At 71.7% G+C, this 26,750-nt stretch carries 24 protein-coding genes and 1 pseudogene; 16 read left to right on the top strand and 9 right to left on the bottom strand.

Annotation, left to right across the window (positions count from 1 at the left end; genetic code table 11):
• Positions 1-1,045 (top strand): scabin-related ADP-ribosyltransferase (locus tag ACZ6ZQ_RS01705; protein ID WP_469766546.1); only part of this gene is annotated, 1,045 nt, incomplete at its 5' end.
• Between the two features lie 35 nt (positions 1,046-1,080).
• Here ACZ6ZQ_RS01705 and ligD read toward each other — a convergent pair.
• The gene (gene ligD, locus ACZ6ZQ_RS01700; RefSeq protein WP_469766545.1) at positions 1,081-2,100 is read right to left on the bottom strand and encodes a non-homologous end-joining DNA ligase; all 1,020 of its coding nucleotides are present in this window, start codon (positions 2,098-2,100) and stop codon (positions 1,081-1,083) included.
• Between the two features lie 52 nt (positions 2,101-2,152).
• On the opposite strand from ligD, the gene ACZ6ZQ_RS01695 reads away from it, so the two are divergent.
• From ACZ6ZQ_RS01695 to ACZ6ZQ_RS01685, 3 genes are all read left to right on the top strand, one after another.
• The gene (locus ACZ6ZQ_RS01695) at positions 2,153-3,223 is read left to right on the top strand and encodes an ATP-dependent DNA ligase (protein ID WP_469766544.1); all 1,071 of its coding nucleotides are present in this window, start codon (positions 2,153-2,155) and stop codon (positions 3,221-3,223) included.
• A gap of 269 nt (positions 3,224-3,492) precedes the next feature.
• Positions 3,493-3,750 carry a hypothetical protein gene (locus tag ACZ6ZQ_RS01690; protein ID WP_453664232.1) on the top strand — a complete coding sequence of 86 codons (258 nt, stop codon included), beginning with the start codon at positions 3,493-3,495 and terminating at the stop codon, positions 3,748-3,750.
• A gap of 77 nt (positions 3,751-3,827) precedes the next feature.
• Positions 3,828-4,277 (top strand): hypothetical protein, encoded by a 450-nt coding sequence (locus ACZ6ZQ_RS01685; RefSeq protein WP_469766543.1) that lies wholly within the window; start codon positions 3,828-3,830, stop codon positions 4,275-4,277.
• A gap of 37 nt (positions 4,278-4,314) precedes the next feature.
• Here ACZ6ZQ_RS01685 and ACZ6ZQ_RS01680 read toward each other — a convergent pair whose 3' ends face one another.
• Together ACZ6ZQ_RS01680 and ACZ6ZQ_RS01675 are read right to left on the bottom strand one after the other, a co-directional pair.
• Positions 4,315-5,238, bottom strand: coding sequence for a phosphotransferase family protein (locus ACZ6ZQ_RS01680; RefSeq protein WP_469766542.1), 924 nt, complete (start codon positions 5,236-5,238; stop codon positions 4,315-4,317).
• Between the two features lie 96 nt (positions 5,239-5,334).
• On the bottom strand, positions 5,335-5,760 hold the full coding sequence (locus ACZ6ZQ_RS01675; RefSeq protein ID WP_469766541.1) for a YchJ family protein: 426 nt from the start codon (positions 5,758-5,760) through the stop codon (positions 5,335-5,337).
• Between the two features lie 126 nt (positions 5,761-5,886).
• Between ACZ6ZQ_RS01675 and ACZ6ZQ_RS01670 the strand changes: the two genes are divergently transcribed.
• Positions 5,887-7,656 (top strand): hydroxysqualene dehydroxylase, encoded by a 1,770-nt coding sequence (locus ACZ6ZQ_RS01670; protein ID WP_469766540.1) that lies wholly within the window; start codon positions 5,887-5,889, stop codon positions 7,654-7,656.
• A gap of 48 nt (positions 7,657-7,704) precedes the next feature.
• On the opposite strand, the pseudogene ACZ6ZQ_RS01665 reads toward ACZ6ZQ_RS01670, so the two are convergent.
• A pseudogene (locus ACZ6ZQ_RS01665) lies at positions 7,705-8,661 on the bottom strand (beta-galactosidase small subunit); the annotation flags it as partial.
• A 184-nt stretch (positions 8,662-8,845) separates the two neighbouring features.
• Here ACZ6ZQ_RS01665 and ACZ6ZQ_RS01660 point away from each other — a divergent pair.
• From ACZ6ZQ_RS01660 to ACZ6ZQ_RS01625, 8 genes are all read left to right on the top strand, one after another.
• Positions 8,846-10,174, top strand: coding sequence for a 6-phospho-beta-glucosidase (locus tag ACZ6ZQ_RS01660; protein ID WP_469766539.1), 1,329 nt, complete (start codon positions 8,846-8,848; stop codon positions 10,172-10,174).
• Positions 10,175-10,185: 11 nt separating this feature from the next.
• Complete coding sequence (locus ACZ6ZQ_RS01655; protein WP_469766538.1) at positions 10,186-13,305, top strand: alpha-mannosidase; 3,120 nt, start codon at positions 10,186-10,188, stop codon at positions 13,303-13,305.
• A 265-nt stretch (positions 13,306-13,570) separates the two neighbouring features.
• A complete protein-coding gene (locus ACZ6ZQ_RS01650; protein WP_469766537.1) occupies positions 13,571-14,635 on the top strand; it encodes an NAD-dependent epimerase/dehydratase family protein in 1,065 nt (354 codons plus the stop codon).
• Complete coding sequence (locus ACZ6ZQ_RS01645) at positions 14,632-15,288, top strand: glycosyltransferase family 2 protein (protein WP_469766536.1); 657 nt, start codon at positions 14,632-14,634, stop codon at positions 15,286-15,288. Before ACZ6ZQ_RS01650 ends, ACZ6ZQ_RS01645 begins: the two co-directional genes overlap by 4 nt.
• 99 nt (positions 15,289-15,387) lie before the next feature.
• Positions 15,388-16,011, top strand: coding sequence for a TIGR04282 family arsenosugar biosynthesis glycosyltransferase (locus tag ACZ6ZQ_RS01640; protein ID WP_469766535.1), 624 nt, complete (start codon positions 15,388-15,390; stop codon positions 16,009-16,011).
• Positions 16,008-16,724 carry a methyltransferase domain-containing protein gene (locus ACZ6ZQ_RS01635; protein WP_469766534.1) on the top strand — a complete coding sequence of 239 codons (717 nt, stop codon included), beginning with the start codon at positions 16,008-16,010 and terminating at the stop codon, positions 16,722-16,724. The genes ACZ6ZQ_RS01640 and ACZ6ZQ_RS01635 overlap by 4 nt, the downstream gene beginning before the upstream one ends.
• Positions 16,725-17,062: 338 nt before the next feature.
• On the top strand, positions 17,063-17,572 hold the full coding sequence (locus ACZ6ZQ_RS01630) for a mycothiol transferase (RefSeq protein WP_469766533.1): 510 nt from the start codon (positions 17,063-17,065) through the stop codon (positions 17,570-17,572).
• Between the two features lie 61 nt (positions 17,573-17,633).
• Positions 17,634-18,620, top strand: coding sequence for a D-cysteine desulfhydrase family protein (locus ACZ6ZQ_RS01625; protein ID WP_469766532.1), 987 nt, complete (start codon positions 17,634-17,636; stop codon positions 18,618-18,620).
• A gap of 135 nt (positions 18,621-18,755) precedes the next feature.
• Here the strand turns inward: ACZ6ZQ_RS01625 and ACZ6ZQ_RS01620 are convergent, their stop codons facing one another.
• Entirely contained in the window at positions 18,756-19,214 is a 459-nt protein-coding gene (locus ACZ6ZQ_RS01620; protein ID WP_469766531.1) for a hypothetical protein, read from the bottom strand.
• On the bottom strand, positions 19,214-20,359 hold the full coding sequence (locus ACZ6ZQ_RS01615) for a molybdopterin-dependent oxidoreductase (protein ID WP_469766530.1): 1,146 nt from the start codon (positions 20,357-20,359) through the stop codon (positions 19,214-19,216). Before ACZ6ZQ_RS01615 ends, ACZ6ZQ_RS01620 begins: the two co-directional genes overlap by 1 nt.
• 182 nt (positions 20,360-20,541) lie before the next feature.
• On the opposite strand from ACZ6ZQ_RS01615, the gene ACZ6ZQ_RS01610 reads away from it, so the two are divergent.
• Together ACZ6ZQ_RS01610 and ACZ6ZQ_RS01605 are read left to right on the top strand one after the other, a co-directional pair.
• A complete protein-coding gene (locus tag ACZ6ZQ_RS01610; protein WP_469766529.1) occupies positions 20,542-21,948 on the top strand; it encodes a glycosyltransferase 87 family protein in 1,407 nt (468 codons plus the stop codon).
• A gap of 96 nt (positions 21,949-22,044) precedes the next feature.
• Positions 22,045-23,943 (top strand): M64 family metallopeptidase, encoded by a 1,899-nt coding sequence (locus ACZ6ZQ_RS01605; RefSeq protein ID WP_469766528.1) that lies wholly within the window; start codon positions 22,045-22,047, stop codon positions 23,941-23,943.
• 65 nt (positions 23,944-24,008) lie between these two features.
• Here the strand turns inward: ACZ6ZQ_RS01605 and ACZ6ZQ_RS01600 are convergent, their stop codons facing one another.
• The 3 genes from ACZ6ZQ_RS01600 to ACZ6ZQ_RS01590 form a co-directional block, all read right to left on the bottom strand.
• On the bottom strand, positions 24,009-24,818 hold the full coding sequence (locus ACZ6ZQ_RS01600; protein ID WP_469766527.1) for an SAM-dependent methyltransferase: 810 nt from the start codon (positions 24,816-24,818) through the stop codon (positions 24,009-24,011).
• 87 nt (positions 24,819-24,905) lie between these two features.
• The gene (locus tag ACZ6ZQ_RS01595) at positions 24,906-25,142 is read right to left on the bottom strand and encodes a DUF397 domain-containing protein (RefSeq protein WP_453663046.1); all 237 of its coding nucleotides are present in this window, start codon (positions 25,140-25,142) and stop codon (positions 24,906-24,908) included.
• Entirely contained in the window at positions 25,143-26,003 is an 861-nt protein-coding gene (locus ACZ6ZQ_RS01590; RefSeq protein ID WP_469766526.1) for a helix-turn-helix domain-containing protein, read from the bottom strand.
• A gap of 274 nt (positions 26,004-26,277) precedes the next feature.
• On the opposite strand from ACZ6ZQ_RS01590, the gene ACZ6ZQ_RS01585 reads away from it, so the two are divergent.
• Positions 26,278-26,748 carry an ATP-binding protein gene (locus tag ACZ6ZQ_RS01585; protein ID WP_469766525.1) on the top strand — a complete coding sequence of 157 codons (471 nt, stop codon included), beginning with the start codon at positions 26,278-26,280 and terminating at the stop codon, positions 26,746-26,748.
• Positions 26,749-26,750: the final 2 nt, after the last annotated feature.

Here is a 26,750-nt window from a genome sequence, read left to right as displayed (position 1 = left end):
CGGCGGATCGACCGGTGGCAGCAGTGGTGGCTCCTCCGGCGGATCGACCGGTGGCAGCAGTGGTGGCTCCTCCGGCGGATCGACCGGTGGCAGCAGTGGTGGCTCCTCCGGCGGATCGACCGGTGGCAGCAGCTCCGGCGGCCAGCCGGAAGACCCTGAGGACTCGGGGCCCGAGGACCCCGATCAGCCCGAGGACCCCGAGAAGGACTGCGACACCACCGGCGTCGGTGGTGGCATGGGCGCCGGCATCTCCATGTCGGTGCGCGGCTCCAGCGGTCGGGTCACCCTGGCCGTCGGCCCCGGCAATGGGGCCGGTGGCGGTCCCGGAGCGGGCATGCAGTCCATGCAGTCCAGTCTCGCCGCCCTTGCCGCCGCCGCCATGGGCACCGCCAGTGCCGCGGTCCCCGGCTACGACACCTATCAAGAGGCCGAAGATGCCGCGAATGCCGCTTTCGGCTCCGGCGCCTGTTCAGATCCGACGCGGCAGGACGACAAGGACAACGACAAAGACCAGGACACCGACAAAGACCACGACAAAGACCACGACAGCGACAAGGATCAAGACAAGGACGTTGGTCCGGGGCCCAATCCTCACCCGGAGGTGGCGATTGACCCCGACGTGGATGTGGAGAGCATCCAGGAAAGCATCGAGGGTCAGGGCAGCCTGACATGGCGTGACACACGTGAGCCCCTCTTCCGCAATGACGACCGTCCGCCGAGCGTCATCTTCGAGGAGGGCTTCGCGCCGCGGAACGAGTACAACACGGACCTGGACAGCTACGTCAACGACAGTGAGCCGTCCGCCTTCGTCGGCACCACGTACAACGAGGAATTCGCCACCAAGTGGGGCGCCAAGTACGTCTACGACATCGATGCGCCCGGTGGGATCGACATCAACCAGACCTTCGACGACAGCCCCTACTCCCACGAGGACGAGATCGCCTTCCCGGGTGGGATCCGTCCGGAGTACATCAAGGGAGTCTGGGAGGTGAAGCCGGACGGTTCCCTGGGCAAGTACGTCCCCAACAAGAACTACAAGGGGTAGTGGGGGAAGCCGAAGCAGTGGCCCGAGGGACGGGGTCAGTCCTCGTCCTTGGCCTTCTTGGCACGGCTCGGCTGGACCCGCTTCGGCTCGCCCGGCATCTTCGGGTACTCCGGCGGGTACGGCAGGTCGCCGAGCCCGTGCTCCGCCTCGTCGCGCCGGGCGAGTTCCAGCAGGCTCTCCAGGCTGAAGCGGTGGTCGTCCATGTCCGCGTGGACGTCACCGGCTTCGGCGTACCGGGCGGGCATCGTCTTGATGTCGAAGTCCTCCGGCACGGCGTCGTCGATCTCCTCCCAGCGCAGCGGCGCGGAGACCGGCGCGTTGGGGCGGGGGCGGACCGAGTAGGCGGAGGCGATGGTGCGGTCGCGGGCGGTCTGGTTGTAGTCGACGAAGATCCGCTCGCCGCGCTCCTCCTTCCACCACTTGATGGTGACCTGGTCGGGCATCCGGCGCTCCAGTTGCCGGCCGCAGGCGATCGCGGCGCGCCTGACCTGGGTGAAGGTCCATCGCGGTTCGATCGGTACGAACACATGGAGTCCGCGTCCGCCGGAGGTCTTGGGCCAGCCGCGCAGGCCTGCCTCGTCGAGGACGACACGCAGTTCGTGGGCGGCGTGCACGGCGTCGGCGTAGTCGGTGCCGGGCTGCGGGTCGAGGTCGATGCGCAGTTCGTCGGGGTGGTCGGTGTCGTCGCGGCGTACGGGCCAGGGGTGGAAGGTGACGGCTCCGAGGTTGGCGGCCCACACGACGGCGGCGGGCTCCGTGGGACACATCTCGTCCGCGGACCGGCCGCTGGGGAAGGTGATGTGGGCGGTCGGGATCCAGTCGGGAAGGTATTTGGGGGCGCGCTTCTGGAAGAAGGACTCGCCGGTCACTCCGTCGGGGTAGCGCTCCAGTGTCGTGGGGCGGTCGCGCAGGGCTCGCGTGATGCCCTCGCCGACGGCGAGGTAGTACTGGACCATGTCCAGCTTGGTGTAGCCGTGCTCGGGGAAGTACACCTTGTCGGGGTTGGACACACGGACGGTCCGCTCCCCCACTTCCAGTTCCACCGCTCCGGCCATGCCCGCCAGCGTAGGCCGTGCCGCGACGGCTCGCATACCGGACAATCGCCGTATGGATCTGCCGGTGATGCCGCCCGTGAAGCCGATGCTCGCCAAGTCCGTGGCGAAGATCCCGCCCGGGATGCAGTACGAAGCCAAGTGGGACGGCTTCCGTGCGATCGTCCACCGGGACGGTGACGAGGTGGTGATCGGCAGCCGCACCGGCAAGCCGCTCACCCGCTACTTTCCCGAGCTGGTCGTCTCGCTCCGCGACAATCTCCCGGAGCGCTGTGTCGTCGACGGCGAGATCGTGATCGCGTACGAGGGACGGCTGGACTTCGACCGGCTCACGGAGCGCATCCATCCGGCGGATTCGCGGGTGCGGATGCTCGCCGAGAAGACCCCGGCGAGCTTTGTCGCGTTCGATCTCCTCGCACTCGGCGACGAGGCGCTGCTGGACACCCCGATGGCCGCCCGGCGGGCGGCGCTCGCCGAGGCGCTGAGCGGCGCCCGCGACCCGGTGCATCTCGCACCGGCCACGACGGACACCGCGGTCGCCTCGGAGTGGTTCGAGCGGTACGAGGGCGCCGGGCTCGACGGGGTGATCGCCAAGCCGCTCGACCTTCCGTACCGCCCCGACGCCCGGCTGATGTACAAGATCAAGCATGAGCGGACCGCGGATGTCGTCGTCGCCGGCTACCGCTTCCACAAGAGCGGGCCGGTCGTCGGTTCCCTGCTGCTCGGCCTGTACGACGCCGGGGGCGCACTCCAGCACGTGGGCGTGTGCGCCGCGTTCTCGATGAAGCGGCGCGAGGAACTGGTGGCGGAGCTGGAGCCACTGCGCATGACGGATGTGTCGGACCATCCCTGGGCGCGGTGGTCCGAGGAGGCGGCGCACGAGTCGGCCCGGCTGCCCGGTGCGCCGAGCCGCTGGTCGGGCAAGAAGGATCTGTCGTGGGTGGCGTTGCGACCCGAGCGGGTCGTGGAGGTCGCCTACGACCATATGGAGGGCGATCGCTTCCGGCACACCGCGCAGTTCCGGCGGTGGCGCCCCGACCGCACACCCGACAGCTGTACGTACACCCAGCTGGAGGAGCCGGTGCGGTACGACCTCTCGGAGGTGCTGTCGGGGTCGGGCGGCTGAGCTTCGGACCACGACAGCGCGACCCGTCCGCCGGGCTCCAGGCCGACCGCGACGAGACAGCCGGCTCCTGTTCCGCGGGTGCGACGTCGGACTTACCGGGGTCACAGGGAGGTCGGCCTACTCTTGCGCAAGGCGAAATCAACGGTCGGTTCCGGAACGGTTGCGGCACAGAGACGGACCCGCTGACGAACGGTGAAGCGCATCCGGTACGTATAGAGGGAGAACACCACCCACGCCCGGCGACGAGCAACATCAGAAAAGGACCTCACGTGACCGCGTCGAACCTTGTCCCCGTCCCGATCCCCGACGGCGTCGCAGCCCTCATCGGGTCCTGCATGCCGGTCGGCATCCTGCACGCGGAGATCGACGCCGAGTGCGCGGCGCGCGAGGCCCTCCGGTTCCGGGCACCTTTCTGCAGCGAGGACCAGGCGGACCGCGAGCACGCCCTCGCGGCGCTGGCCAGGGCGAACAAAGTGCTGGCCGCGTACAACCCGGGGCTGGTGGTGCGACCCGGCGGGGCGCGCTGACCGGCTGGCAGGAACCCGTTGGACTCTGGCGCTCCTGCCACTGTCAGGAGCGGCGGGGCTCTCGTTAGCGTCGCCCCGTGACCAAGATCCTCCTCATCGTCCATGTCCTGGCCGCGATCGTCGCCGTGGGCCCGGTGACCGTGGCGGCCAGCATGTTCCCCGCAGCCGCCCGCCGTGTCCTGGCCGAGCCCGGCGACGACCGGGCGCGCGCCGTTCTCCGCAATCTCCACCGCGTCTGCCGGGTGTACGCACTCGTCGGCGTCGTCGTGCCCGTCTTCGGACTCGCGACCGCCAACAGCCTCCATGTGCTGGGCGACACCTGGCTGATCGTGTCGATGGTGCTCACCGCGACGGCCGCCGCCGTGCTCGCCGCGCTGGTGCTGCCCCGGCAGAGCGCCGTGCTGGAGGGTCCTGCCGAGATCGCGGACACCAAGCGGCTCGCCATGTACACCGGGATGTTCAACCTTCTGTGGGCGACGGTCACCATACTCATGATCGTGCGGCCCGGGTCGACGACGGGCGTCTGACTCCCTCCTCACCGGACAGGCCCTGGGGCCGGACCGATCAGACCGTGCCGAACCACCGCTGCGCGAGGGACTCGAGCGTCGGCTCGGGTGGCGCGGGCAGCTCGCGCAGGTACCAGGGCAGATTGCTGTACACATGCAGCAGCGTGTACGCGAGGAGCTCGGCCGGCTCGAAGGTGCGGCCGTATGCCGTGAGGAACCGGGCCAACAGATGCGGGTCGCCGCGGCTGACGAACAGGCCGACGCCGACGAAGTCGTAGGCCCGGTGGCCGATCATCGCGGGCTCGAAGTCGAAGAGCCCGGTGAGCCGCCATCCGTCCGGGTCGGTGAGCAGGTGCTGGCGCATGAACTCGGTGTGCAGCAGGCAGTGCTGCGGGTCCGGCGTCAGTGCCACCGAGCCGAGGAAACCGGGGATCTGCTCCAGCCAGGGCTCCGGCAGTCCGTGCCGACGCTGCTGCTCGACGGCGCCCGCGCGCTGCCGGTCGACGAACGCCCCCCAGTCGCCGGGGCCGAGGACGTCCGCGAGCGGCCCGGGGTCGAGCGCGTGCAGCGCGGCGAGGGTCTCGCCGGCCTCGGTGACGACCCGCTCCCGGTCGGCCCGAGGTATGCGCTCCCAGGCGACGGCCAGGCCTTCGCCTGGGAGACGGGACATGAGGACGTACTGCCAGCCGTTCTCGTACGGGCCGAAGTCACGGACCCGAGGGGTGGGGACGGGCAGTCGGCCCTGAAGGTGGGTCAGGACCCGTCCCTCGGCGACGCCGTCCCGCGCGACCGCCCCGGGGAAGAGCTTGAGAACGTGCTCGTCACCGACCGCGTAGACCGGCTGTGACCCTTCGGTGAAGCGGGTCAGCGGGGCTCCGGCGAGCCCGAGGCGGGCGCAGAGATCCTCCGCGCCGGGCCGCATGACCGTCTCGTCGGGGACGATCGCGTCCCACTCATCGTCCGTCTCGACCACAGGCAACATGATCGGACCGTAGGGCGCCGGGGACCGGGCCGCGACTGAGTTTTCGTGCCAGGTCCTGTCCGGTCGGTCTCGTCGCGGTCCGCGACGCTCCCCCGCTCACTGTTCGAACGTACCGTCCGCGTACACCCAGGCGCCTTCGTGGCGCTCGAAGCGGCTGCGTTCGTGCAGTTCGCCGGGCTCTCCGTCGTACGTGTAGCGGGCGACGAACGTGACCGTGCCGGTGGTGTGGAACATGCTGCCGTCGGCGGTGTCCAGGATGTCCAGACCGCTCCAGCTCATGCCGGGGTCGAAGTCGACGGAGGCCGGCCGGGTGGCGGGGTGCCAGGTGCGCAGCAGATACGCCTCGTCGCGGACGACGAAGGCGCAGTAGCGGGACCGCATCAGCAGCTCGGCGGTCGGGGCGGCGGCCTGTCCGGTGTGGAACCGGCCGCAGCAGGCACCGTACGAGGCGGGCAGCCCGCAGGGGCAGGGCGACTCGGCGGTGACGGTGGGCTGCTCGGGGCGGGCGGTACGTCGGGGCATGGCTCCATTGTCTCGCGCCGTGTGTCGCGCTGGGTGAATGGGCCCGCATGCGGGTTCCGGGTCACCGGGGCCGACCGTATGCTCCTGCGCCGGACGTGACAGTTACCGTCGAGTAGGGGGCTGGGCATGGATCGGTCGGGCACCACACGGCGCACCTTCATCGCAGGGGCCGCGGCGGCCGGATCCGCCGCGGCGCTCACCACCGGAAGCGGGACGGCGGCCGCGGCGGCCGCCTCGCCCTCGCCCTCGGTCGCCGTCCTGGGCGGCGGCGTCGCGGGGCTCACCGCTGCTCATGAACTCGCCGAGCGCGGCTTACGCGTGACGGTGTACGAGCGCAGAGCGCTGGGCGGCAAGGCCCGCAGCATGGACGTACCGGGCACCGGGAAGGGCGGGCGCCGCCCCCTCCCCGCCGAGCACGGCTTCCGCTTCATCCCGGGCATCTACCACAACCTGCCGGACACGATGCGGCGCATCCCCTTCCCGGGCAACGCCAACGGCGTCTGGGACAACCTCGTCGCGCCGCCCGAGATGTCCTTCGCCCGCACCGGGCGCGAGGATCTGCGCATCCCGCTCCCCTGGCCCGGGCACCGCCCGGCCCAGCTCACCCTCGACGAGATCCGCCGGGCCCTTACCGCGTTCTTCGACACGGCTCTGGGCATCCCGCTGCACGAGGCGGCGTACTTCGTGAACCGCGGACTGGTCTTCCTCACCAGCTGCGACGAGCGGCGGGACGAGGCCTGGGAGCGCACCCCCTGGTGGGACTTCATCCGCGCCGAGGAGATGTCGTACGACTACCAGCGCATTCTCGCGATCGGGCTGACCCGCAACATCGTGGCGACCAAGGCCGAGGAGGCCAGTACGCGTACGGTCGCCACGCTGCTGGAGGCGTTCGTGTTCAACGCGCTGGGGCGGGGTGCGGACGGTCCGCTGGACCGGATCCTCAACGCCCCCACCAATGAGGCCTGGATCGATCCCTGGGTCGGGCATCTGCGCTCGCTGGGTGTGGAGTTCAAGGTCGGCTGGACGCTGCGCGAGCTGGCGTACGGCTCGGGCCGGATCACCGGGGCGGTCATGGAGGATGCCGACGGGGCCCCGCGGACGGTCACCGCCGACCACTACGTCTCGGCGATACCGGTGGAGCACGCCCGGCGCACCTGGGGAGCGGCGCTGCGGGCCGCGGATCCACAGCTCGCCCGCTGCGACAAGCTCGAGACCGACTGGATGACGGGTATCCAGTTCTATCTGACGGAGAAGGCACCGCTGCTGCACGGCCATCTCAACTGCATCGACTCCCCCTGGTCCCTGACCGCCATTCAGCAGGCGGAGCACTGGCCGCACCGCCGGTTCCCGCAGGACTACGGCGACGGGGTGGCGGTCGACTGCGTGTCCGTGGACATCTCCGAGTGGGACAGGCCGGGCATCCTCTACGGGAAGACGGCCAAGCAGTGCACGCGCGAGCAGGTCGCCCGCGAAGTGTGGGCGCAGTTGAAGGCGGCGCTCAACGACACCGGCCGTACGGTCCTCAAGGACAGCGCTCTGCACTCCTGGTTCCTCGACCCGGGAGTGGACGGCCTGGGCACCCCGCACCCCACGAACGACGACGAGCTGCTCATCCACCCCGTGGGCACGTTCCACAACCGTCCCGCGGCGGCCTCGAAGGTACCCAACCTCTATCTCTCCGGTGACTACGTCGCCGTCGACATCGACCTGGCGACGATGGAGGGCGCCAACGCCTCGGCCCGCGCCGCGGTCAACGCACTCCTCGATCGCATCGGATCACCGGCCGAGCGCTGCACGATCAAGCCCCTGTTCCGCGCTCCGGAGCTCGATCACCTCAAACGCCACGACCGCACCCGCTACCGGCTGGGGCTGCGCAACGTGTTCGACCTGGGCTGATGCCCCGGCCTGTCCGGTGGATCCTCGCCGGGCTCTTGAAGACACGAACTAGAGGGGAGAGATGCTCCAGGCCCAGCGATGGGTTCCGGGCGCGATCAGATACGGCGGCAGGGTGTCCGGGCCGCAGGAGGCGGTGCCGAGGCCCCGGTGGGCGGCGTCGATGTGGACGACACACTCGGGGCGCGGGGTGAGTTCGTCGTGGTGAGCGGCAGCGGCGACGTCGACGGCCCGGTGGCGGGTGACGGAGACCTGACGGGGTGCGTCGAGCCGTACGGCCAGTCCGGTCCCGTCGGGGCGGGTGAGTGTGAAGCCCCGCACGCCGCTGCGTCCGCCGCTCTCCTGGGGCCGCAGATACGGGGTGAAGAGGTCGTCGACGTGCGCCCGGTGATGGGCCACGGCTCCGCCCGCGCACCGGTCGGGGTAGCTCTCCCAGGGGCCGAGCCCGTACCACTCGACCGTGTCGAGGCCGGGGACGGTTTCCAGTACGGAGCCGACGCGGGCGACGTCGTACAGCCCTTCGGGGAGTGTGGCGCTCTCCTCGACGAGGACCGAGCCGTCGGCGCGTGCGGTGAAGGTCTGCTCATGGACCACCGTGCCCGCGGCGGTGGGGTATTCGGCCACGGCGGTGACCCGGCAGTCTCCCTCGCGGGTGACGGAGACCGGCTTGCGGACGAGCGTGTCCAGGCCCCAGTCGCTCCAGCGTCCGGCGGCCCCACCGAGCGGGTCGTTGTCGGTGGGCGCCCGCCAGAGGCTCAGCACGGGCGGGGCGGTGAGCAGGGGGTGGACGAGCAGGCCTTCGGCGCCGGTCTCGACCGTGCCACTCGGTGATTCACCGGTGAACACGGCGGGGCGTTCGCGCAGCCGGATGCGGGGGGTGCAGAGCCCGGTCCCGGCCGGGGCCCAGGGCAGATCGTCCGCGGTGGTGACGCGCAGGGTCGGTGATTCCCAGGGTCGTACGGCAACGCTGAAGGTCATCGAAGGGTCCCCTCGGCCAGGTCGGGAGTCACCCGACGGACGCCGACAGTATCCAACGGAATCAGACAGAATCCAACGCCCGCGAGGTGCTTGCGTCGCCGCAACGGGCACTGCCCGAGGCCTCCTTGGTTCTCGCGCGAACGTCCCAAAGGTGACAGCGTTGGGCAGGAGAGATTCACCGGACACCGGCGGACGGCATGAGGACGGTCGGGGCATGAGGCTGACGATTCTCGGCGGCGGAGGATTCCGTGTGCCGCTGGTGTACGGCGCACTGCTCGGCGACCACGCCCAGGGCCGGATCACCCACGTCACCCTCCATGATCCGGACCGCGCCCGGCTCGGCGCGGTCGCCACGGTGCTCGCCGAACAGGCCGCCGGGATCCCGGACGCGCCGGCGGTCACCGTCACCACCGTCCTGGATGACGCCGTGCGCGGCGCCGACTTCGTCTTCTCCGCGATCCGGGTGGGCGGACTCGCGGGCCGCGCGGCCGACGAGCGAGTGGCTCTCGCCGAGGGGGTGCTCGGCCAGGAGACGGTCGGCGCGGGCGGAATCGCGTACGGGCTGCGGACCGTGCCCGTGGCCATGGACATCGCCCGGCGGATCGCGGCGCTCGCGCCCGACGCCTGGGTCATCAACTTCACCAATCCGGCCGGGCTGGTCACCGAGGCCATGTCCCGGCTGCTGGGCGAGCGGGTCATCGGGATCTGCGACTCCCCCGTCGGGCTCGGCCGGCGCGTCGCGCGCGTCCTCGGCGCGGACCCCGACGAGGTGTGGATCGACTACGCCGGGCTCAACCACCTCGGCTGGCTGCGCGGCCTGCGGGTCGCCGGCCGGGACGAACTTCCCCGGCTGCTGGCCGACTCCGAGGCCCTCGGCTCCTTCGAGGAGGGCAGGCTCTTCGGCGCCGAGTGGCTGCGCTCGCTGGGCGCGATCCCGAACGAGTATCTGCACTACTACTACTTCAACCGCGAGACGGTACAGGCGTACCGGACGGCCGGGCGGACGCGGGGCGAGTTCCTCAGCGACCAGCAGGCCGCCTTCTACGCGGACCCCTCCCTCAAGCGCTGGGAGCTGACCCGCGCCGAGCGCGAGGCCACGTACATGGCGCTGGGCCGCGAGGTGTCAGGCGCGGGCGAGCGGGCCGCCGCCGACCTCGGGTCCGGCGGCTACGAGAAGGTGGCGCTCGCGCTCATGCGCGCCATCGCCCGTGACGAGCGGGCCACCCTCATCCTCAACGTCCGCAACCGCACGACACTTTCGGTGCTCGACGAGGACGCCGTGGTGGAGGTGCCGTGCCTGGTCGACGCGAACGGCGCCCATCCGTGCGCGGTCGCCCCGCTGCCCCCTCACGCGGCCGGCCTGGTCACCTCGGTGAAGGCCGTCGAGCGGGAGGTCCTCGCCGCGGCGGAGAGCGGTTCACGCGCCACCGCCGTCAAGGCCTTCGCCCTGCATCCCCTGGTCGACTCCGTCACCGTCGCCCGCCGTCTCCTCGACGGCTATACGGGCGTGCACCCGGGCCTCGCCTATCTCAACCGGAAGTAGGTGCCAGTCAGATGCACGACGAACGCCACAGGATCGAACAGCGCGTCGAGCGCGTCCTGGAGCAGCGCATCCGGCCGCTGATCCACTCCGCCACCGTGCCGCTGACCGTCGAGGCCTGGCAGGTGCCGGACGAGCCGGTGCCGTTCGAGCAGGCGCGGGAGGCGGTGTACGAGCCGTTCGCGACGGGCACGCCGTGGGGTCCGCCCTGGGGCACGACCTGGTTCCGGGTGCGCGGCGAGGTGCCCGCGGACTGGGCGGGACGCCGTGTGGAGGCGTGGTTCGACCTGGGCTTCGTCAGCAGCTGGCCGGGCAACCAGGCCGAGGCACTCGTCCATCTGCCGGACGGCACCCCGGTCAAGGCGGTCAATCCGCAGAACCAGTACGTTCCCATCGCCTCCCCCGCCGAAGGAGGCGAGCAGGTCGCCTTCCTCGTCGAGGCCGCGTCCAACCCCGACATCCTCGCCGATCACTTCCGCCGCCCCACCCCGATGGGTGACAAGCGCACCGCCGGCAGCGATCCCCTCTACACGTTCGCCGGCGCGGATCTCGCCGTGCTGGACGAGGACGTCTGGCAGCTGTCGCTGGACATGCAGGTGCTGCGCGAACTGATGCTGGAGCTGGGCGAGCACGAGCCGCGCCGCCACGAGATCATGCACACGCTGGAGCGGGCGCTGGACACCCTGGACCTCGACGACGTCTCCGGCACGGCCGCCGTCGCACGTACCGTTCTCGCGGCCGCGCTGTCCCGGCCCGCCCACGCCAGCGCGCACACCCTCTCGGCGGTCGGTCACGCGCACATCGACAGCGCCTGGCTCTGGCCGGTCCGCGAGACCAAACGCAAGACGGCCCGCACCTTCTCCAACGTCACCGCCCTGGCGAAGGAGTACCCGGAGTTCGTCTTCGCCTGCTCGCAGGCACAGCAGTACGCCTGGGTGCGCGACAACCACCCGCAGGTGTGGGCCCGTATCCAGGAAGCGGTGAAGAACGGACAGTGGGCGCCCGTCGGCGGCATGTGGGTGGAGGCCGACGGCAATCTGCCCGGCGGTGAGGCGCTGGCCCGCCAGCTCGTCCACGGCAAGCGTTTCTTCCTCGACGAGTTCGGGGTGGAGACGGAAGGGGTGTGGCTGCCGGACTCCTTCGGGTACACGGCGGCCTATCCCCAGCTGGCCAAACTGGCCGGGATGAAGTGGTTCCTGACCCAGAAGCTGTCCTGGAACCAGACCAACAAGCTTCCCCACCACACCTTCTGGTGGGAGGGCATCGACGGCTCGCGGATCTTCACCCACTTCCCGCCGGTCGACACGTACAACGTGGTCTTCTCCGGGCGGGAGATGGCACACGCGGTGCGCAACTACCAGGACAAGGGGCGCGGTACGCGTTCGCTGGCGCCGTTCGGGCACGGCGACGGCGGGGGCGGCCCGAACCGGGAGATGCTGGAGCGGGCGCGGCGGCTGGCCGACCTGGAGGGCTCGGCGAAGGTCGTCATCGAGCATCCCAACGCCTTCTTCGCGGCCGCGCGGGCGGAGTACCCGGACGCCCCGGTGTGGTCCGGCGAGCTCTATCTGGAACTGCACCGGGCGACGTACACCTCGCAGGCCCGCACCAAGCAGGGCAACCGCCGCAGTGAACACGCGCTGCGCGAGGCCGAGTTGTGGGCGACGGCCGCGGCGCTGCACGTTCCCGGGTACGCGTATCCGTACGCGGCGCTGGACCAGCTGTGGAAGACGGTGCTGCTGCACCAGTTCCACGACATCCTGCCGGGCTCGTCGATCGCGTGGGTGCACCGGGAGGCGGAGGCGGAGTACGCGCGTGTCGCGACGGAACTGGAAGCGCTCACCGCGCAGGCGCTGGAGGCGGTGAGCGGGGCGGGGCCGGTGGAGCCGTGGGTGTACAACGCGGGCCCGCGGGACCGGGCCGAGGTCGTCCGGATCCCGGCGGTGCTGGCCGCCGTTCTCGACCCGGGTCTGCCACGGCTGTCCGACGGCGGGGCGGCGGTGTTCGTCGAGGTGCCCGCGTCCGGCAGCGCGCCCGTCGCCGCCCACGTCCCCGTGCAGCGCCCTGTCACGGTCACCAACCGGGCCCTCGACAACGGCCTCGTACGGGTCGAGATGGCGGACGACGGCACGTTCACCTCCGTACGCGACCTGGTCGCCGACCGTGAGGTCCTCGCGCCCGGCGGCAGGGGCAATCTGCTGCGGCTGCACACCGATCTGCCCAACTACTGGGACGCCTGGGACATCGACAAGCACTACCTGGGCCGCTGGACCGACCTGCTGGAGGGCGCGACGATCAGGATCGCCGAGGACAGTCACCTCCTGGGGGCACTGCGCGTGGAGCGGAGCTTCGGCAAGGGCTCGCGGATCGTGCAGACCGTCACCGTCCGGGCCGGCAGTCGCCGCGTCGACATCGAGACCGAGATCGACTGGCACGAGGCGGAGAAGATCCTCAAGGCCGGGTTCCCGGTGGATGTGCACGCGGACCGGTCCACCGCCGAGATCCAGTTCGGCCATGTGCACCGGCCCACCCACACGAACACCAGCTGGGAGGCGGCCCGGTTCGAGGTGTACGGGCACCGCTGGGTGCACATCGGCGAGCCGGGCTACGGCGTGGCGGTGATCAACGACTCGACGTACGGCCACGACGTCTCGCGCACGACCCGCGAGGAGGACGGCGGTACGACCACGACCGTCCGGCTCAGTCTGGTACGCGCCCCGCGCATCCCCGACCCGGAGGCCGACCAGGGCACGCACCGGTTCACCTACTCCCTGCTGCCGGGCGCGACGATCGAGGACGCGGTCGCGGAGGGGTACGCGCTGAACCTGCCGCTGCGGGTGGGACCGGGCGGATCGCAGGTGCCGCCGGTGGTGACGACGGACGGTGCGGCGGTGGTCGTCGAGGCGGTGAAGCTCGCGGACGACGGCTCGGGCGATGTGGTGGTACGGCTCTACGAGTCGCTGGGCGGCCGGGCGACGACGACGCTGCGCACGGGCTTCCACACGGTCGGAGCAGTACTCACCGATCTGCTGGAACGCCCTCTGCCGGAGCAGCCACCGCTCGACGTCGAGGGCGACGCCGTCGCGCTGGCGCTGCGGCCCTTCCAGATCGTGACGGTGCGGCTGACCCGCGCGTAGGCCCTGTCCGGGCGATCTTGTCGGGCCCGCGACGCCAGCTACGGCACCTCACTGCGTTGTCGGAGTCGCCCAAGTACACCCAGTACGAGGGCGATCTCCCCCAGAGCTGCGCCTGGGAGGTGCCCCCACCGCCTTGCGATGCACCGCATCTGACGCCGCGGCCTGTTCCTCGAAGATCGCCCGGACAGGACCTAGTCCTTACGGACCTGTGACGGCGCGGCGCGCAACAGGGGTGGAAGGTGATCCTCCGCGTAGCGTCGGTGACATGCGAGTACTCGTCACTGGAGGCGCGGGCTTCATCGGGACACAGGTCGTGGCCGCCCTCGCCGCGCGCGGCCACGAACCGGTCGTCCTCGACCTCCGGCACTCCTCCGGCACCGCCACGGACACCGACAACAGCACCGGCTCGGGCACCGGCTCGATCCACGGCGACGTCCGCGACCCGGCGGTGGTCGCGCGGGCGCTGCACGGCGTCGACGCGGTCTGCCACCAGGCGGCGATGGTCGGCCTCGGCAAGGACTTCGCCGACGCGCCCTCATACGTGTCGTGCAACGACCTCGGTACGGCGGTGCTGCTCGCGGCGATGGTGGAGGCCGGCGTCCGCGATCTGGTGCTGGCCGGATCGATGGTCGTGTACGGCGAGGGCCGCTACGACTGCCAGGTCCACGGCCGGGTCCGGCCCGGGCCGCGGCCGCTCGCGGCGCTGGAGGCGGGTCGCTTCGAGCCCGGGTGCCCCGACTGCGGGCGCGAACTGACCCCGGGTCTGGTCGACGAGGACACCCCGGCCGACCCGCGCAATGTGTACGCCACGACCAAACTCGCCCAGGAGCATCTGGCGGCGTCCTGGGCACGGGCCACGGGCGGCCGGGCCGTGGCGCTGCGCTACCACAACGTGTACGGGCCGGGGATGCCGCGCGACACTCCGTACGCGGGGGTGGCGTCCTTCTTCCGCTCCGCGCTGGAGCGCGGCGAGCCGCCCCGGGTCTTCGAGGACGGGCGCCAGCGGCGGGACTTCGTGCACGTGCGGGATGTGGCGAGCGCGAACGCCGTGGCGCTGGAGGCGGTGCGCGGCCGGGAGCCCGGAGTGCTCACCGCGTACAACACCGGCAGCGGCACACCGCACACCGTCGGCGAGATGGCGGCCGAGCTGGCAGCGGCGCACGGTGGTCCGGAGCCGGTCGTGACCGGGGAGTTCCGGCTGGGGGACGTCCGCCACATCACCGCCGACTCGGGACGGCTGAAGGCCGAGCTGGGGTGGCGGCCGCTGATCGGTTTCGCCGAAGGCATGGCGGAGTTCGCGGCGGCGGGGCTGCGGGGGGCGACCGCGTGAACGCCACCGTGGATGTGGTCCTGCCCTGCCTGGACGAGGCGGAGGCGCTCCCCTGGGTCCTGGCGCGGATTCCGGAGGGCTGGCGGGCGATCGTCGTCGACAACGGTTCGACGGACGGGTCGGCGGAGATCGCCCTGTCGCTCGGCGCGACGGTCGTCCACGAGCCGCGGCGCGGCTTCGGCGCGGCCTGTCACGCGGGGCTGGTGGCCGCCGAGGCGGAGTACGTGTGCTTCTGCGACTGCGACGCGTCGCTGGATCCGGGGCTGCTGCCGGAGCTCGTACGGCGGGTGGCGCAGGGCGAGGCGGACCTCGTGCTCGGCCGGCGGCGGCCCCGCGGCCGGGGCGCCTGGCCCGCCCATGCCCGCGCCGGCAACCTGGCCCTGGCCCGGATGGTGCGCCGGCGTACCGGATTGCGACTGCACGACCTGGGCCCGATGCGCGCGGCCCGCCGCAAGGACCTCCTCGGCCTCGGCCTGACGGACCGGCGCAGCGGCTACCCGCTGCAGATGGTGGTGCGGGCGGCGGACGCCCGCTGGACCGTCGCGGAGCTGGATGTGCCGTACCGGCCCAGATCCGGGAAGTCGAAGGTGACGGGCACATGGCGGGGCACCTGGCAGGCGGTGCACGACATGCGGGCGGTGCTTCATGAGTGAGCCGGGGGCACGCCCCCGGCCCCCCGTACGGCCTTCGGCCGTGTCCTCGAACGCCGGACGGGCTGGAACAGCCGCACCCGCACCCCCAAGGAAGGCCGCATGACCACCGTCCTCGTCATCGCGAAGGAGCCGGTCCCGGGCCGGGTCAAGACCCGGTTGACGCCCTCGTACACCGCCGCGGAAGCCGCCACACTGGCCGCGGCGTCCCTCGCCGACACGCTGGCCGCGGTGAGCGCCAGCGCGGCGGCGCGCCGGGTGCTGGTGCTCGACGGCGCGCCGGGAGCCTGGCTGCCGCCAGGATTCGAGGTCGTACCGCAAGTGGAGGGCGGTCTGGACGAGCGGCTGGCCGCCGCGTTCGCGGCCTGCTCCGGGCCCGCGCTGCTGATCGGCATGGACACCCCGCAGGTGACACCGGCCCTGCTCACCCACGGACTGGAACTCGCCGTGGACGGCGCCGCGTTCGGGCCCGCCGAGGACGGCGGCTTCTGGGCGCTGGGGCTGGCCGAGCCCGATCCGGGGCTGCTGTCCGGGGTACCGATGTCCGTGCCGGAGACGGGAGCGGTTCAGCGGCGGCGGCTGGTCGATGCGGGGCTGACGGTGCACGATCTGCCACAGCTGCGTGATGTCGACACGCCGGAGGACGCACGCCTGGTGGCGGCCGCCGCGCCGGTCAGCCGCTTCGCCGCCGCGGTGGCGCGGCTGGCGCGGGCCGGTGAGCGATGACGGCGACGGTACCTGCGGGAACCGCCGCGGCCACGGCGTGGCGGGCCGATCCGTACAACGACGCGCTGCGCACCGGGCGCGGCCCGCTGTTCCTGCGCCGCCCCGACGGCTGGCTGCTGCCGCTGGAGGTCGAGCGCTGGTGCGCGGACCCGGACCCGGCCGACCGCACGGTGCTGGACCGCTGCCGGGGGCCGGTGCTGGACATAGGCTGCGGCCCGGGTCGGCTCGTGGCCGCGCTGGCCGGGCTGGGGCGGACGACCCTGGGTGTGGACGTCAGCCCGGTGGCGGTCGCCCGTGCGGTCCGCTCGGGTGGCAGCGCGCTGTGCCGGTCGGTCTTCGACCCGCTGCCGAGGGAGGGCAGTTGGGGTACGGCGCTGCTGATCGACGGCAACATCGGCATCGGCGGCGATCCGCGCGCCCTGCTCTCCCGGGTCGCCGAACTCGTCGCCCCGGACGGGGTACTGATCGCCGAGGCCGCTCCGGTCGACGTCGACGAACGCGTGGACGTACGGGTGGTCGACGGCGACGGCGCTCCGGGCGCCCCCTTCCCGTGGGCCCGGGTGGGGCTTTCCGCCCTGGTCGGCCACGCGGCGGCGACGGGCTGGCCGCGAGCCCTGCCGTGGACGGCCGGTGGGCGTACGTTCGTGTGCCTGTCCCGTGGCCGCCCGGCCCCGACGCCGTTGTCGGTGGCGGCTGTTACGTTCCACGCATGACGAAGAACGTGCCCTGGACCAGGGGGAATGGGCGTCCTGGGCGAGCCGGGCGACGGCGCGACGGGGGACATCCGGGCTCGGGCCTCTCGTTGGGATCAGGCCGGATCAGCGAGCGGGGTCTGGTGCCGTACATCGCAAGGCGGAGGAAGGAGCCACTGCGGTGGGGGCACCTCCCGTGCCCGAAGGGCTACGGGGGACATTGGCGACTGACGACAACGCAGCGAGGTGCGGTGCCAGGGCACGCGAGCCCGGCAAGATCCGAACGAGAGGCCCCAAGGGAGCCGAATCCCCGCCGTGTCGGACTGCGCCCGAGGGGACGTGCGCGGTTCACTCGCCGTATGAACTCCGCAGATGTGCTCGCCGACGCTTTCGGACGTATCCAGGAGGTGGTGCACGAGGCCGTCGAGGGGCTCTCGGCGGACGAACTCAACGCCAGGCTCGACCCCGGTGCCAACTCCATCGCCTGGCTGGTGTGGCACCTCACGCGCATCCAGGACGACCACGTGGCCGACGCGGCCGGCCGGGATCAGGTCTGGACCTCCCAGGACTGGGCGGGCCGCTTCGGGCTGCCGTTCGCCGAGGGAGCGACCGGCTACGGCCACTCCCGCAAGCAGGTCGCGGCGGTCCAAGTAGACTCGCCCGAGCTGCTGCTCGGCTACTTCGACGCCGTCCATGAGGAAACCATCGCGTTCGTCGGAGGACTGAAGGGCACGGCTCTGAACCGGGTCGTGGACGACTCGTGGTCCCCGCCCGTGACCCTGGGCGTCCGGCTGGTGAGCGTCATCGCCGACGATCTCCAGCATGCCGGGCAGGCCGCGTTCGTCCGGGGCTCGCTCGAACGCCGCTAGGACACGGCCTAGTGCCGGGCACCAGACACCGTTCCACCTTCAGGAGAGCAGCGCCGAAACGATGACCGACGACAGCGGTACCCCGCGACGGGCCACGCTCGGCGCATGGCCGACCCCGCTCGAACCCGCGCCGCGGCTGGCCCGTGCGCTCGGCCTCGGCCCGGACGACCTGTGGATCAAACGGGACGACCTCACCGGCCTGGGCGGCGGCGGGAACAAGATCCGCAAGCTCGAGTGGTTCTGCGGCGAGGCGCTGGCCGACGGCGCCACGGTCCTGGTGACCACGGGCGCACCGCAGAGCAACCACGCACGGCTGACCGCGGCCGCCGGGGCCCGGCTGGGGCTCGACGTCGTTCTGGTGCTCGCCGGCACGCCCGGATCGTCGGCCTCCGGCAACATCGCGCTCGACGGGCTGTTCGGCGCCCGTGTCGTGTGGGCGGGTGACATCGGCGGTGAGTCGCTCGGCTCCGTCGCCGAGCAGGTGACCGAACGACTGCGGGACCAGGGCGCCGTCCCGGCGCTGATCCCCTTCGGCGGTTCCAGCGTGCTCGGTGCGCGCGGTTACGTCGAGTGCGGACGCGAACTCCTCGCCCAGGCTCCCGACCTGGCCACGGTCGTCGTCGCGATGGGCTCCGGCGGGACCATGGCCGGCCTGGTCGACGTGCTGGGCCCCGCGCGCGTACTCGGCGTCCACTGCGGAGCCGTCGGCGATCCCGCCCGGACCGTGTCCGAACTGGCCGCCGGACTGTCCGGCACGCCCTGCCCGGCCGAGACCCTGAGACTGAGGCTCGACCAGGTCGGCGACGGTTACGGTGTGCTGACCGAGCCGGTCATGGCCGCCCTGACTCTGGCGGCCCGCACCGAAGGGATCGTGCTCGACCCGATCTACACCGGGCGCGCGATGGCCGGCCTGACCGCAGCGATCGAGGACGGCGACATCGTGCCCGGACAGCGCACGATCCTCCTGCACTCGGGCGGTCTGCCGGGACTCTTCGGCCACGCGGAGACGCTCGCAAGGGCGGAGGGCGCACTCAGCGGCGGCTTGTGACCCTCGGGGGTCTTCCCGTGCCTGGGCGTTCCCCTCCCGGGCATTCCCGTGCCTGGGTGTGCTGTGGGTGGCGATCGCTGCTCACAGAGGAGCGCTCATGCAGCTCGGTCCGGAGTGCACCGTTGACGTCCGGGGTCAGTTGCCGGAAGGCGGGACCGTCTTGGCCTTCTCCTCACGACGCGCTCGCCGCCGCTCCGGCCACCCCGACAGTGAGCGCGCCACCCGGGGCAACAGCAGCACCCCGGCGGTCAGGGCGGCCACGACGCCGAGCGTCAGCAGCCAGTTGCGAAGGTAGTCCAGCGGCAGCGCGGACGGGTTCGTCGGGGCGCCCGGTCGCAGCAGGGGCGGCAGGGCGATCAGGGTGAGCGCACCGCAGACGATGAGCCCCGCCCGGATTGTGCCGCGCGCGGGCAGGGCCGCCAGCAGGAAGCCCACCGCCAGAACCAGAGGCGCGATGAGTCCGTCATGGAGGACGATCGCCCCTCCCAGCCAGACCACCACGTCCCACGGGTCGCGTACGTCGCCCGCGCCGAACAGCAGCCACGCGCCGAGGCCCATCAGAGCGACGCCCACCGCGCCCACGACGACCCGCATCACAGCACCTCCAGCCGGCTGACCCATTTCGTCTGGAGCACACCGGGCCGGTTCGGGGCGATGACGCGCGCCGGGAAGCCGTGGTCGAGCGACAGCACCTCACCGTTCAGCCGCAGGGCGAGCAGCGTCAGCGGGTCGCGCGCGTACCCCCGGCCCATCTCCATGATCCGGTACGCGCCGTGCCGCTCCAGTGACACCACGCGCAGCAGCGCGTCGGGCGGCGCGCCGGCCCGCTCCAGCAGGTCCCGGATCCGTACCCCCGTCCATTCGGCCGACTTGCTCCAGCCCTCGACGCAGGCGATCGGCAGGGTCACGGTGTGCTGGGGCATGGCCCGGAGGTCGTCGAGCGACAGCTCGTACGGGCGGGGCCCGGCCACCGACAGCCGCCAGCGGTCCGCCGGCACCCCGGCGGCAAGCCCTGCCGCCGCCGCGGTCCGGTTGACCGGCAGGCCCTGCGGGCCGTGATCGGGGTGGCGGGGCGCCAGCAGGTCGAGGCTCTTCAGCGGGGTGAGGGACTGGCCCACCGTGACCACGGTGACCGCGCCGACGGCCGCCGCGACTCCGGTCAGGAACGACCGCCGGTCCGGCCCGTCCTGCGCCGGCAGCTCCAGTGTTCCGGGCGAGCGCCGGGTCCAGTGCGCCTTGATCTCCGGCGCCTTGACCGCGAGGTGCAGCAGCAGCGCGCCCACCAGCACCCAGGCGACCGCGTAGTGCACCGGTACGAAGGAGAAGGGCCACGGATACCACTGCACGATGTTCAGCAGCCCGCTGAACACCTGGAACACGGCCGCCGCCACCAGCACCCCGATCGACAGCCGCTCCAGTGCGTGCCGTACCGACCGGGCCGGCGGCCACACGAAGAGCCTCGGGTACACGGTCCACAGCTTCGCCATCAGCAGCGGGATCGTCGCGATTCCGCTCGCGACGTGCAGCCCCTGCGTCAGCCGGTAGCCCCAGACGGGCCGGGGCGGCAGCAACGGCAGCAGCCAGTCCGGCGGCTTCTGCAGGAAATGGCTGATCAGGCCGGTCAGGAAGCACACCGCGATCGTCACGCCGAGCCAGCGGCCGACGGCGGTGGCGGTGCGGGGGTCGTGCAGCCGGCCGTTGAAGGACGGCAGGGGTGGCCGCTTCAGCGCGGGCCGCATCGATGCGGGCCACCTCAGTGCCGGTGGACGCAGTGCCGGTGGTCGCAGTGCCGGTGGTCGGAACCTCATGTCTCCATCACACCCCCCGAACCGGCCCGCGGGGCGGCTCTGACACCTTACGGATCGCTGACGTCGACCGCCGGTGCACGGCCCCGGGGCGCCGGGACTGCCACGCTGAGCAGGTGATCACCCCGCGCACCCTCGGCACCGGCCTCCTCCTCGCCGCCCTCACCACCGCGCTCGCCCTCACGGTCCGCAAGGACGGCTACTTCTCGGACCCGGCCGGACTGGCCGGCTGGTACGGGGCCTGCTGGCTGCTGTTCGCCGCGGCCGTGTGGTGCCTGCGCAGAGTGCCGGTGCGCCACGCCGTGGGGCTGATCCTCGGCGGCAGCGTGATCGTCGCCGCGACCGGTCTGCTCGCTCCCCCGCGCAGCAGCAGCGACATGTACCGCTACGCCTGGGACGGGCGGGTGCAGGCCGCCAGGATCTCCCCGTACGACCACGCGCCCGCCGACCCGGCGCTCGCCCCGCTGCGCGATCCGTGGCTCTTCCCCACGGGCGCGGGCTGCGCGGGCCCGGAGCGTGCCCGGATCCCGGGCCCGAAGGGCGCGATCCACTGCACCCGGATCAACCGTCCGTATGTCCACACCATCTATCCGCCGGTCGCCGAGGGCTACTTCCTGCTGGTCCACGTGCTGTCTCCCGACGGCGCACGGCACAAACCGCTCCAGACCGGCGGCGCGCTGCTGTCGGTGGGAGTGACCGGCGCGCTGCTCCTGGTCCTGCGGCGGCGCGGTGGCGATCCGCGCACCGCGGCGTACTGGGCGTGGTGTCCGGCCGTCCCCCTCGAAGCCGTCAACAACGCCCATGCCGATGTGCTCGGCGTGCTGCTCGGGGTGGCCGGACTCGCGGTCGTCGTACGCCACCGGGCGGCGGGCGGCGCACTCCTCGGCGCCGCCACGGCCACCAAGTTGCTGCCCGCGGTCCTCCTGCCCGGGGCGCTGTCCGGGGTACGCCGATGGCGTGACGCGGCCGCCGTCCTGTTGCCCGCCGCTGCCGTCGTCGCGCTGACGTATCTGCCGTACGTCCTCCTTTCCCACGGCTCGGTCTTCGGCTATCTCACCGGCTACGTCGAGGAGGAAGGGTACGAAGACGCCTCGGCCCGCAGCCGGTACGCCCTGCTGCGGCTGGTGCTGCCGGACGACTGGGCGGCCTGGGCCCTGGTCGCCGCGATGCTCTGCGTCGTCGGACAGGTACTCCTGCGCGGTGATCCCGAACGGCCGTGGAGCGGCGCCCTGCTCGTCACCGGCACCGCGTTCCTGCTGCTCACGCCCGGCTACTCGTGGTACGCGCTGCTGCTGGTCGCGCTGGTGGCCCTGGACGGCCGGTGGGAGTGGCTGGGCGTGGCCATGGCCGGCGCCACGAAGTACGTCACGGCCCAGTCCGAGGCCGATCCGTATGTGGTCACCGCGACGGCCTACGCGGTCGCAGCCGGCGCGGTGCTCGCCGGCTGCGTCGTGCGGCGAGGACGACGCTCCCGCGACGACGAGCAACTCAGCACCGGCCCTGCCCAGTCGATCCGGTCGTAGCGGTGGCCGGTCCGAGGAGCGCGACCAGCGGGCCGGCTTCATGGCCAACTCGGCTGTCTTTACGGCCCATTGGGCACGGACCTACGCTCCCGCCCCATGGACACCTCCGGCATACGCTTTCCCAGAGCCGCGGCGCTCGCCACCGCGGGCGCCCTGGTCCTCTCCGGTCTGTTCGGCGCGGCGCCGCCCGCGACGGCCGAAGCCGTCGCCGACGAGCCGGTGGCCGAGAACGCCACCGTCGTCCCCGTCCAGACCACGGGCCCGGCCGACAAGCGCTTCAATCTCGTCGTCCTCGGCGACGGCTACACCGCCGCCGGCATGGACGAGTTCCGCGCGGACGTCGACAAGCATCTGAAAGTGCTGTGGAGCACCGAGCCGTTCGCCTCGTACCGCTCGTACATCAATGTGTGGGCGGTCGAGGTGCCCTCGCCCGAGCAGGGCGTCGACTGCGACCCGTCACTGGACGCCCCACGCCGTGACACCCCACTGAACATGGGCTTCTGGGGCGGCTGCAATCCGGGCAGCGTGCAGCGACTGCTCACCGTCGACAGCGGTGCGGCGACCGCGCTGGCCGATCTCGTCGCCGGGACGACGGGCGCCAACCGCCAGATCGTGGCGCTCGCGAACAGCGACACGTACGGCGGTGCGGGCGGCACGTACGCCACCGCGTCCGGAGGCAATGCCCTCTCCTCTCTCATCACCCCGCACGAGATCGGCCACTCGCTGGGCAAGCTCCAGGACGAGTACGACTACTACGGCCGGGGCGTCCCCGGCGGTACGTACACCGGCGGCGAGCCCGCGTCCGCGCACCACACCCTCCTCACCGAGCAGCAGATGCGGGACCAGCAGGCGAAGTGGTGGCGCTGGCTGGGCGAGAAGAGCGAGTCGGGCGGTGTGATCGGACGGCACGAGGGCGGGATGTACAGCACCAAGGGTGTCTGGCGGCCCAGCAAGCACTCGATCATGAAGACCCTGGGTTATGCCTTCGACCAGGTGGAACGGGAGGTGATGGTCCGCGCGATCTCCGCCAAGGTGAACCTGGTCCAGGACCACACCCCGGACGCCGCTCCGATCGGCGCCGACCGGACGGTGTGGGTGGACACCCTGCACCCGGTCGGCGGCGAACTCGACGTCGTCTGGCGGCTCGACGGCCGTCCGCTGCGGCACACCGACGGCGCCCGCACCGTGGATCTGCGCAGGATCGGCATCGGCCGGGGTAAACACACCCTCACGGCCACCGTCACCGACCCGACGCCGTTCGTCCGCGATCCCGCCGTCCGCGCCTCGACCGCGCTGACCCGCACCGTGAGCTGGACGGTCGACACGTCCGTACGGACGCACCACACTCCGGTCCCCGCGGCCTTCACCGGCCACACCGCCACCGGGACGCCCGTCGGGGCCGGGTCCGTCGTGTACGCCGACACCACGCACCCCACGGACCGGACGCACGCCGTCCGTTGGTCCCTCGACGGCCGCCCGCTCGCGAACCCCGGCAACGACCGCGATCTGGACCTCGGCGCGCTGCGGCTCCGTCCCGGGACGCACGCACTGACGGCCAGGATCGCCGGAACGGACGCCGTGCTGCGCTGGTCCGTGGACGCGGTTCCGGCGGCGGGTTCGCACGAGCTGTCGGAGCCGCTGCGGACGGTGCACCGGCCCGGGCGGCCGCCCGAGTACGTCTACGACGGTCCGTTCACCATGCGGCTGACGGCGAGCGACGACCAACCCGGCACCGTCGTCTCGCAGTTCCGGGTGGACGGCGACGGCTGGTACACGTACTACGGCTGGCCCACGGACGCCGACGCGCCGTTCCGCTTCACCCCGAGCGGCACCGTCATCGACGATCTCGTCTACGGCAAGCTCGGTACGCCCCGTGCCGTGCCGTGGGACGACGCGACGCCCGACTACGGCACCCACACCGTCGAGCACCGGACGATCGACGCGGCCGGAAACGTCAGCAGGGCGACGAGTTTCCTCGTCACCCTGCTCGACTGAGGCTCGGTTCTCCCCCTGCCTTCGGCGGGGGGGGACCCCCACCGGGGCGCCGACCGGACGGAGCGTCAGCTGACGCGGGCGACTCCCGCGTAGCCGGGAATGGGTCCGTCGCCCAGCACGTCGATGACCTCGCCGAGCTCGGGGTGCCATTCAGCGGTCAGTGACACACCGGGCTCGACGAGCTCCAGACCGTCGAAGAACCGGGTGAACTCCTCGCGGGAGCGGGGGCGCAGCGTGAGGCCGCGGGCCTGGTACATCGCGCGGGCCTGCGCCGCCTTCTCCAGGTCGAAGTCGCCCGTCGTGTGGGACAGCACGAGGTAGCTGCCGGGTGCGAGCTGCTGGACCAGCCGGTCCACCAGCTCGTACGCGCCGTCCTCGTCGTCCACGAAGTGCAGCAGCGCGAGCAGCGACAGCGCGATCGGCCGGGTGAAGTCCAGGACCTTGCCCGCCGCGTCCAGGATCGCCTCGGGATCGCGGGCGTCCGCCTGGATGTAGTCGGTGGCGCCTTCGGGGGTGCTGCGCAGCAGGGCCTCGGCGTGGGCGAGCACGATCGGGTCGTTGTCGCAGTAGACGACGCGGGACTCGGGGGCGACCTGCTGGGCTATCTGGTGGAGATTGGGCTCGGTGGGGATGCCGGTGCCGATGTCGAGGTACTGGCGTACGCCGTTGCTGCCGAGCCAGCGCGTGGCGCGGTGCATATAGGCCCGGTTGACCCTGGCCATGTCACGGCCGCGCGCGTCCAGGGTGAGGAGCTGTCTGGCCATCTCCTCGTCGACCGGGTAGTTGTCCTTGCCTCCGAGGAACCAGTCGTACATACGAGCCGGGTGCGGCTTGCTGGTGTCGATCCGTACGGCGGCGGGGTCTTGCCCGGTCATCTGGCGTCTCCAAGGGTCTGCGACGGGTGGGCGACATGAGGACGAACGAACGGAACTGCACGTACCACTCAGGCGGTCGGTCCCGGATCACGTCAGAAGGAAGTCTGCCTGACCGGACTTGGCGCCCTGGATGAAAGCGGCGATCTCGCCGTGCGTGTAGATGAGGGCGGGGCCTTCAGGGTCGGCGGACTGGCGCACCGCGACCCTGCCGTCGGCCAGCTTCATGGCCTCGATGCAGTTGCCGCCGTTGCCGCCGCTCCACGGCTTGTGCCACCCCTCCGAGCCGAGCTCCCGGGCAGGCATGCCGTTGTATATGCGATCCATTCACAGCTCCTTGCGGACGCCCCGGAGGATGTCCTTCGTGCGTTGCGCGGTGGCGGCCTGGGCCGCCATGCGGTCCATGACCTCCAGGTGCGAGGCCACCTCGGGACGCGCGTCGAGATAGACCGCGCCGGTCAGGTACTCGCTGTAGACCATGTCGGGCAGCTCGGGCACCGCGAACCGGAAGAGAACGAACGGTCCGTAGGTACCGGGGTGCGGCCCGGTCGCGAACTCCGCGACCTGGAGGGTGACGTTCGGCAGTTCGGCGGCTTCGAGGAGCCGGTCGATCTGAGCCCGCATCACCTTCGGGGCACCCGCCGGCCGGCGGAGCACCGTCTCGTCCATGACCACCCAGAATCTGGGGGCGTCGGCTCTGGTGAGCAGCCCCTGCCGCTCCATCCGCAGGGCGACATGCCGCTCGATGTCGTCGGCGCTGGTGGCGCCGAGGGCTCCGCTGCGCATGACGCCGCGCGCGTATTCCTCGGTCTGGAGGAGTCCGGGGACGAAGTGGGGTTCGTACGCCCGGATGAGACTCGCGGCCCCCTCCAGGCTGACGTACATGCTGAACCAGCCGGGCAGGACGTCGTGGAAACGCTGCCACCAGCCCGGCTTGTTGGCGTCCTCGGCGAGCTGGACGAAACCGTCGGCCTCGTCGTCGGCGATGCCGTAGGCCCGCAGGAGGAGTTGCACGTAGGGGATTTTCAGCGCGACCTCGGCCATCTCCATCCGGCGGATGGTGGCGGGGGCCACTCGGAGCACCTTGGCGGCCTCCTCGCGTTTCAGGCCGGCTCGCTCCCGCAGATCCTGCAGTCGCTTGCCCAGTACGACCTGTCCCACAGTGGGGGCGGACCGCGGCTCGCTCACTACAGACCTCCCCAGCGCGCTGTTCTCGATGTCACGACGTCACGACGTCACGAGTCGGTGACACGACTCCTGGTTGGGAGACGCGACTCGGTGTCACGACGAGTGTGCCATGACACTCTCCCCTAGAACTCGACACTCTGCAATTTCCAGAGTGCCTCTTGCCAAGTGTCGCCGCCGGGTGGAAAGTGTGTCGGTGAACCAGTTCACGAGGCTGCCGCGCTCTGCTCATGGAGAGGCACGACGGGCACCGCTTCCCCACCGTTAAGGATTGGTCGTGGCTTCTGGTAACGCGCTCAACCCGCTGCTCGTCGGCACGTTCGCGCCGGCCTTCACGGGGTCGGCGATCCGCCGCTTCGGGTTCGAGCTGCCCGGCCGCACCGATTCGGTCGCACGCGCCCGGCGCCTGATCCGGGAGCGGATGCTGCGCTGGGGCCTCGGGGACGACCACCTCGACGCGGTGGCTCTGGTCGCGACCGAACTTTTCACCAACGCCGTGGTGCACACCGAGAGCGAGCGCGTCCTGTGCGAACTGCGCGACGCGGAAGGCCAGTTGCGCATAGCGGTGCAGGACCAGGGCTGCCCGCCCGGCGAGCCGCGACTGTGCCGGATCTCCGAGGACGAGCGGGGGCGCGGACTGCTCCTGGTGGATGCCGTGAGCAGCGCCTGGGGCGCGCACGACGCACAGCCGGGTCCCGGCCGGATCGTCTGGGCCGAGCTGACGCTCGACCTGGAGGGTCCGTGCTGAGG

It is taken from the genome of Streptomyces sp. NPDC053673 (assembly GCF_055585225.1).
Note: the sequence above shows the minus strand (reverse complement) of the source record. Positions and strands in the feature narration are given on the sequence as shown.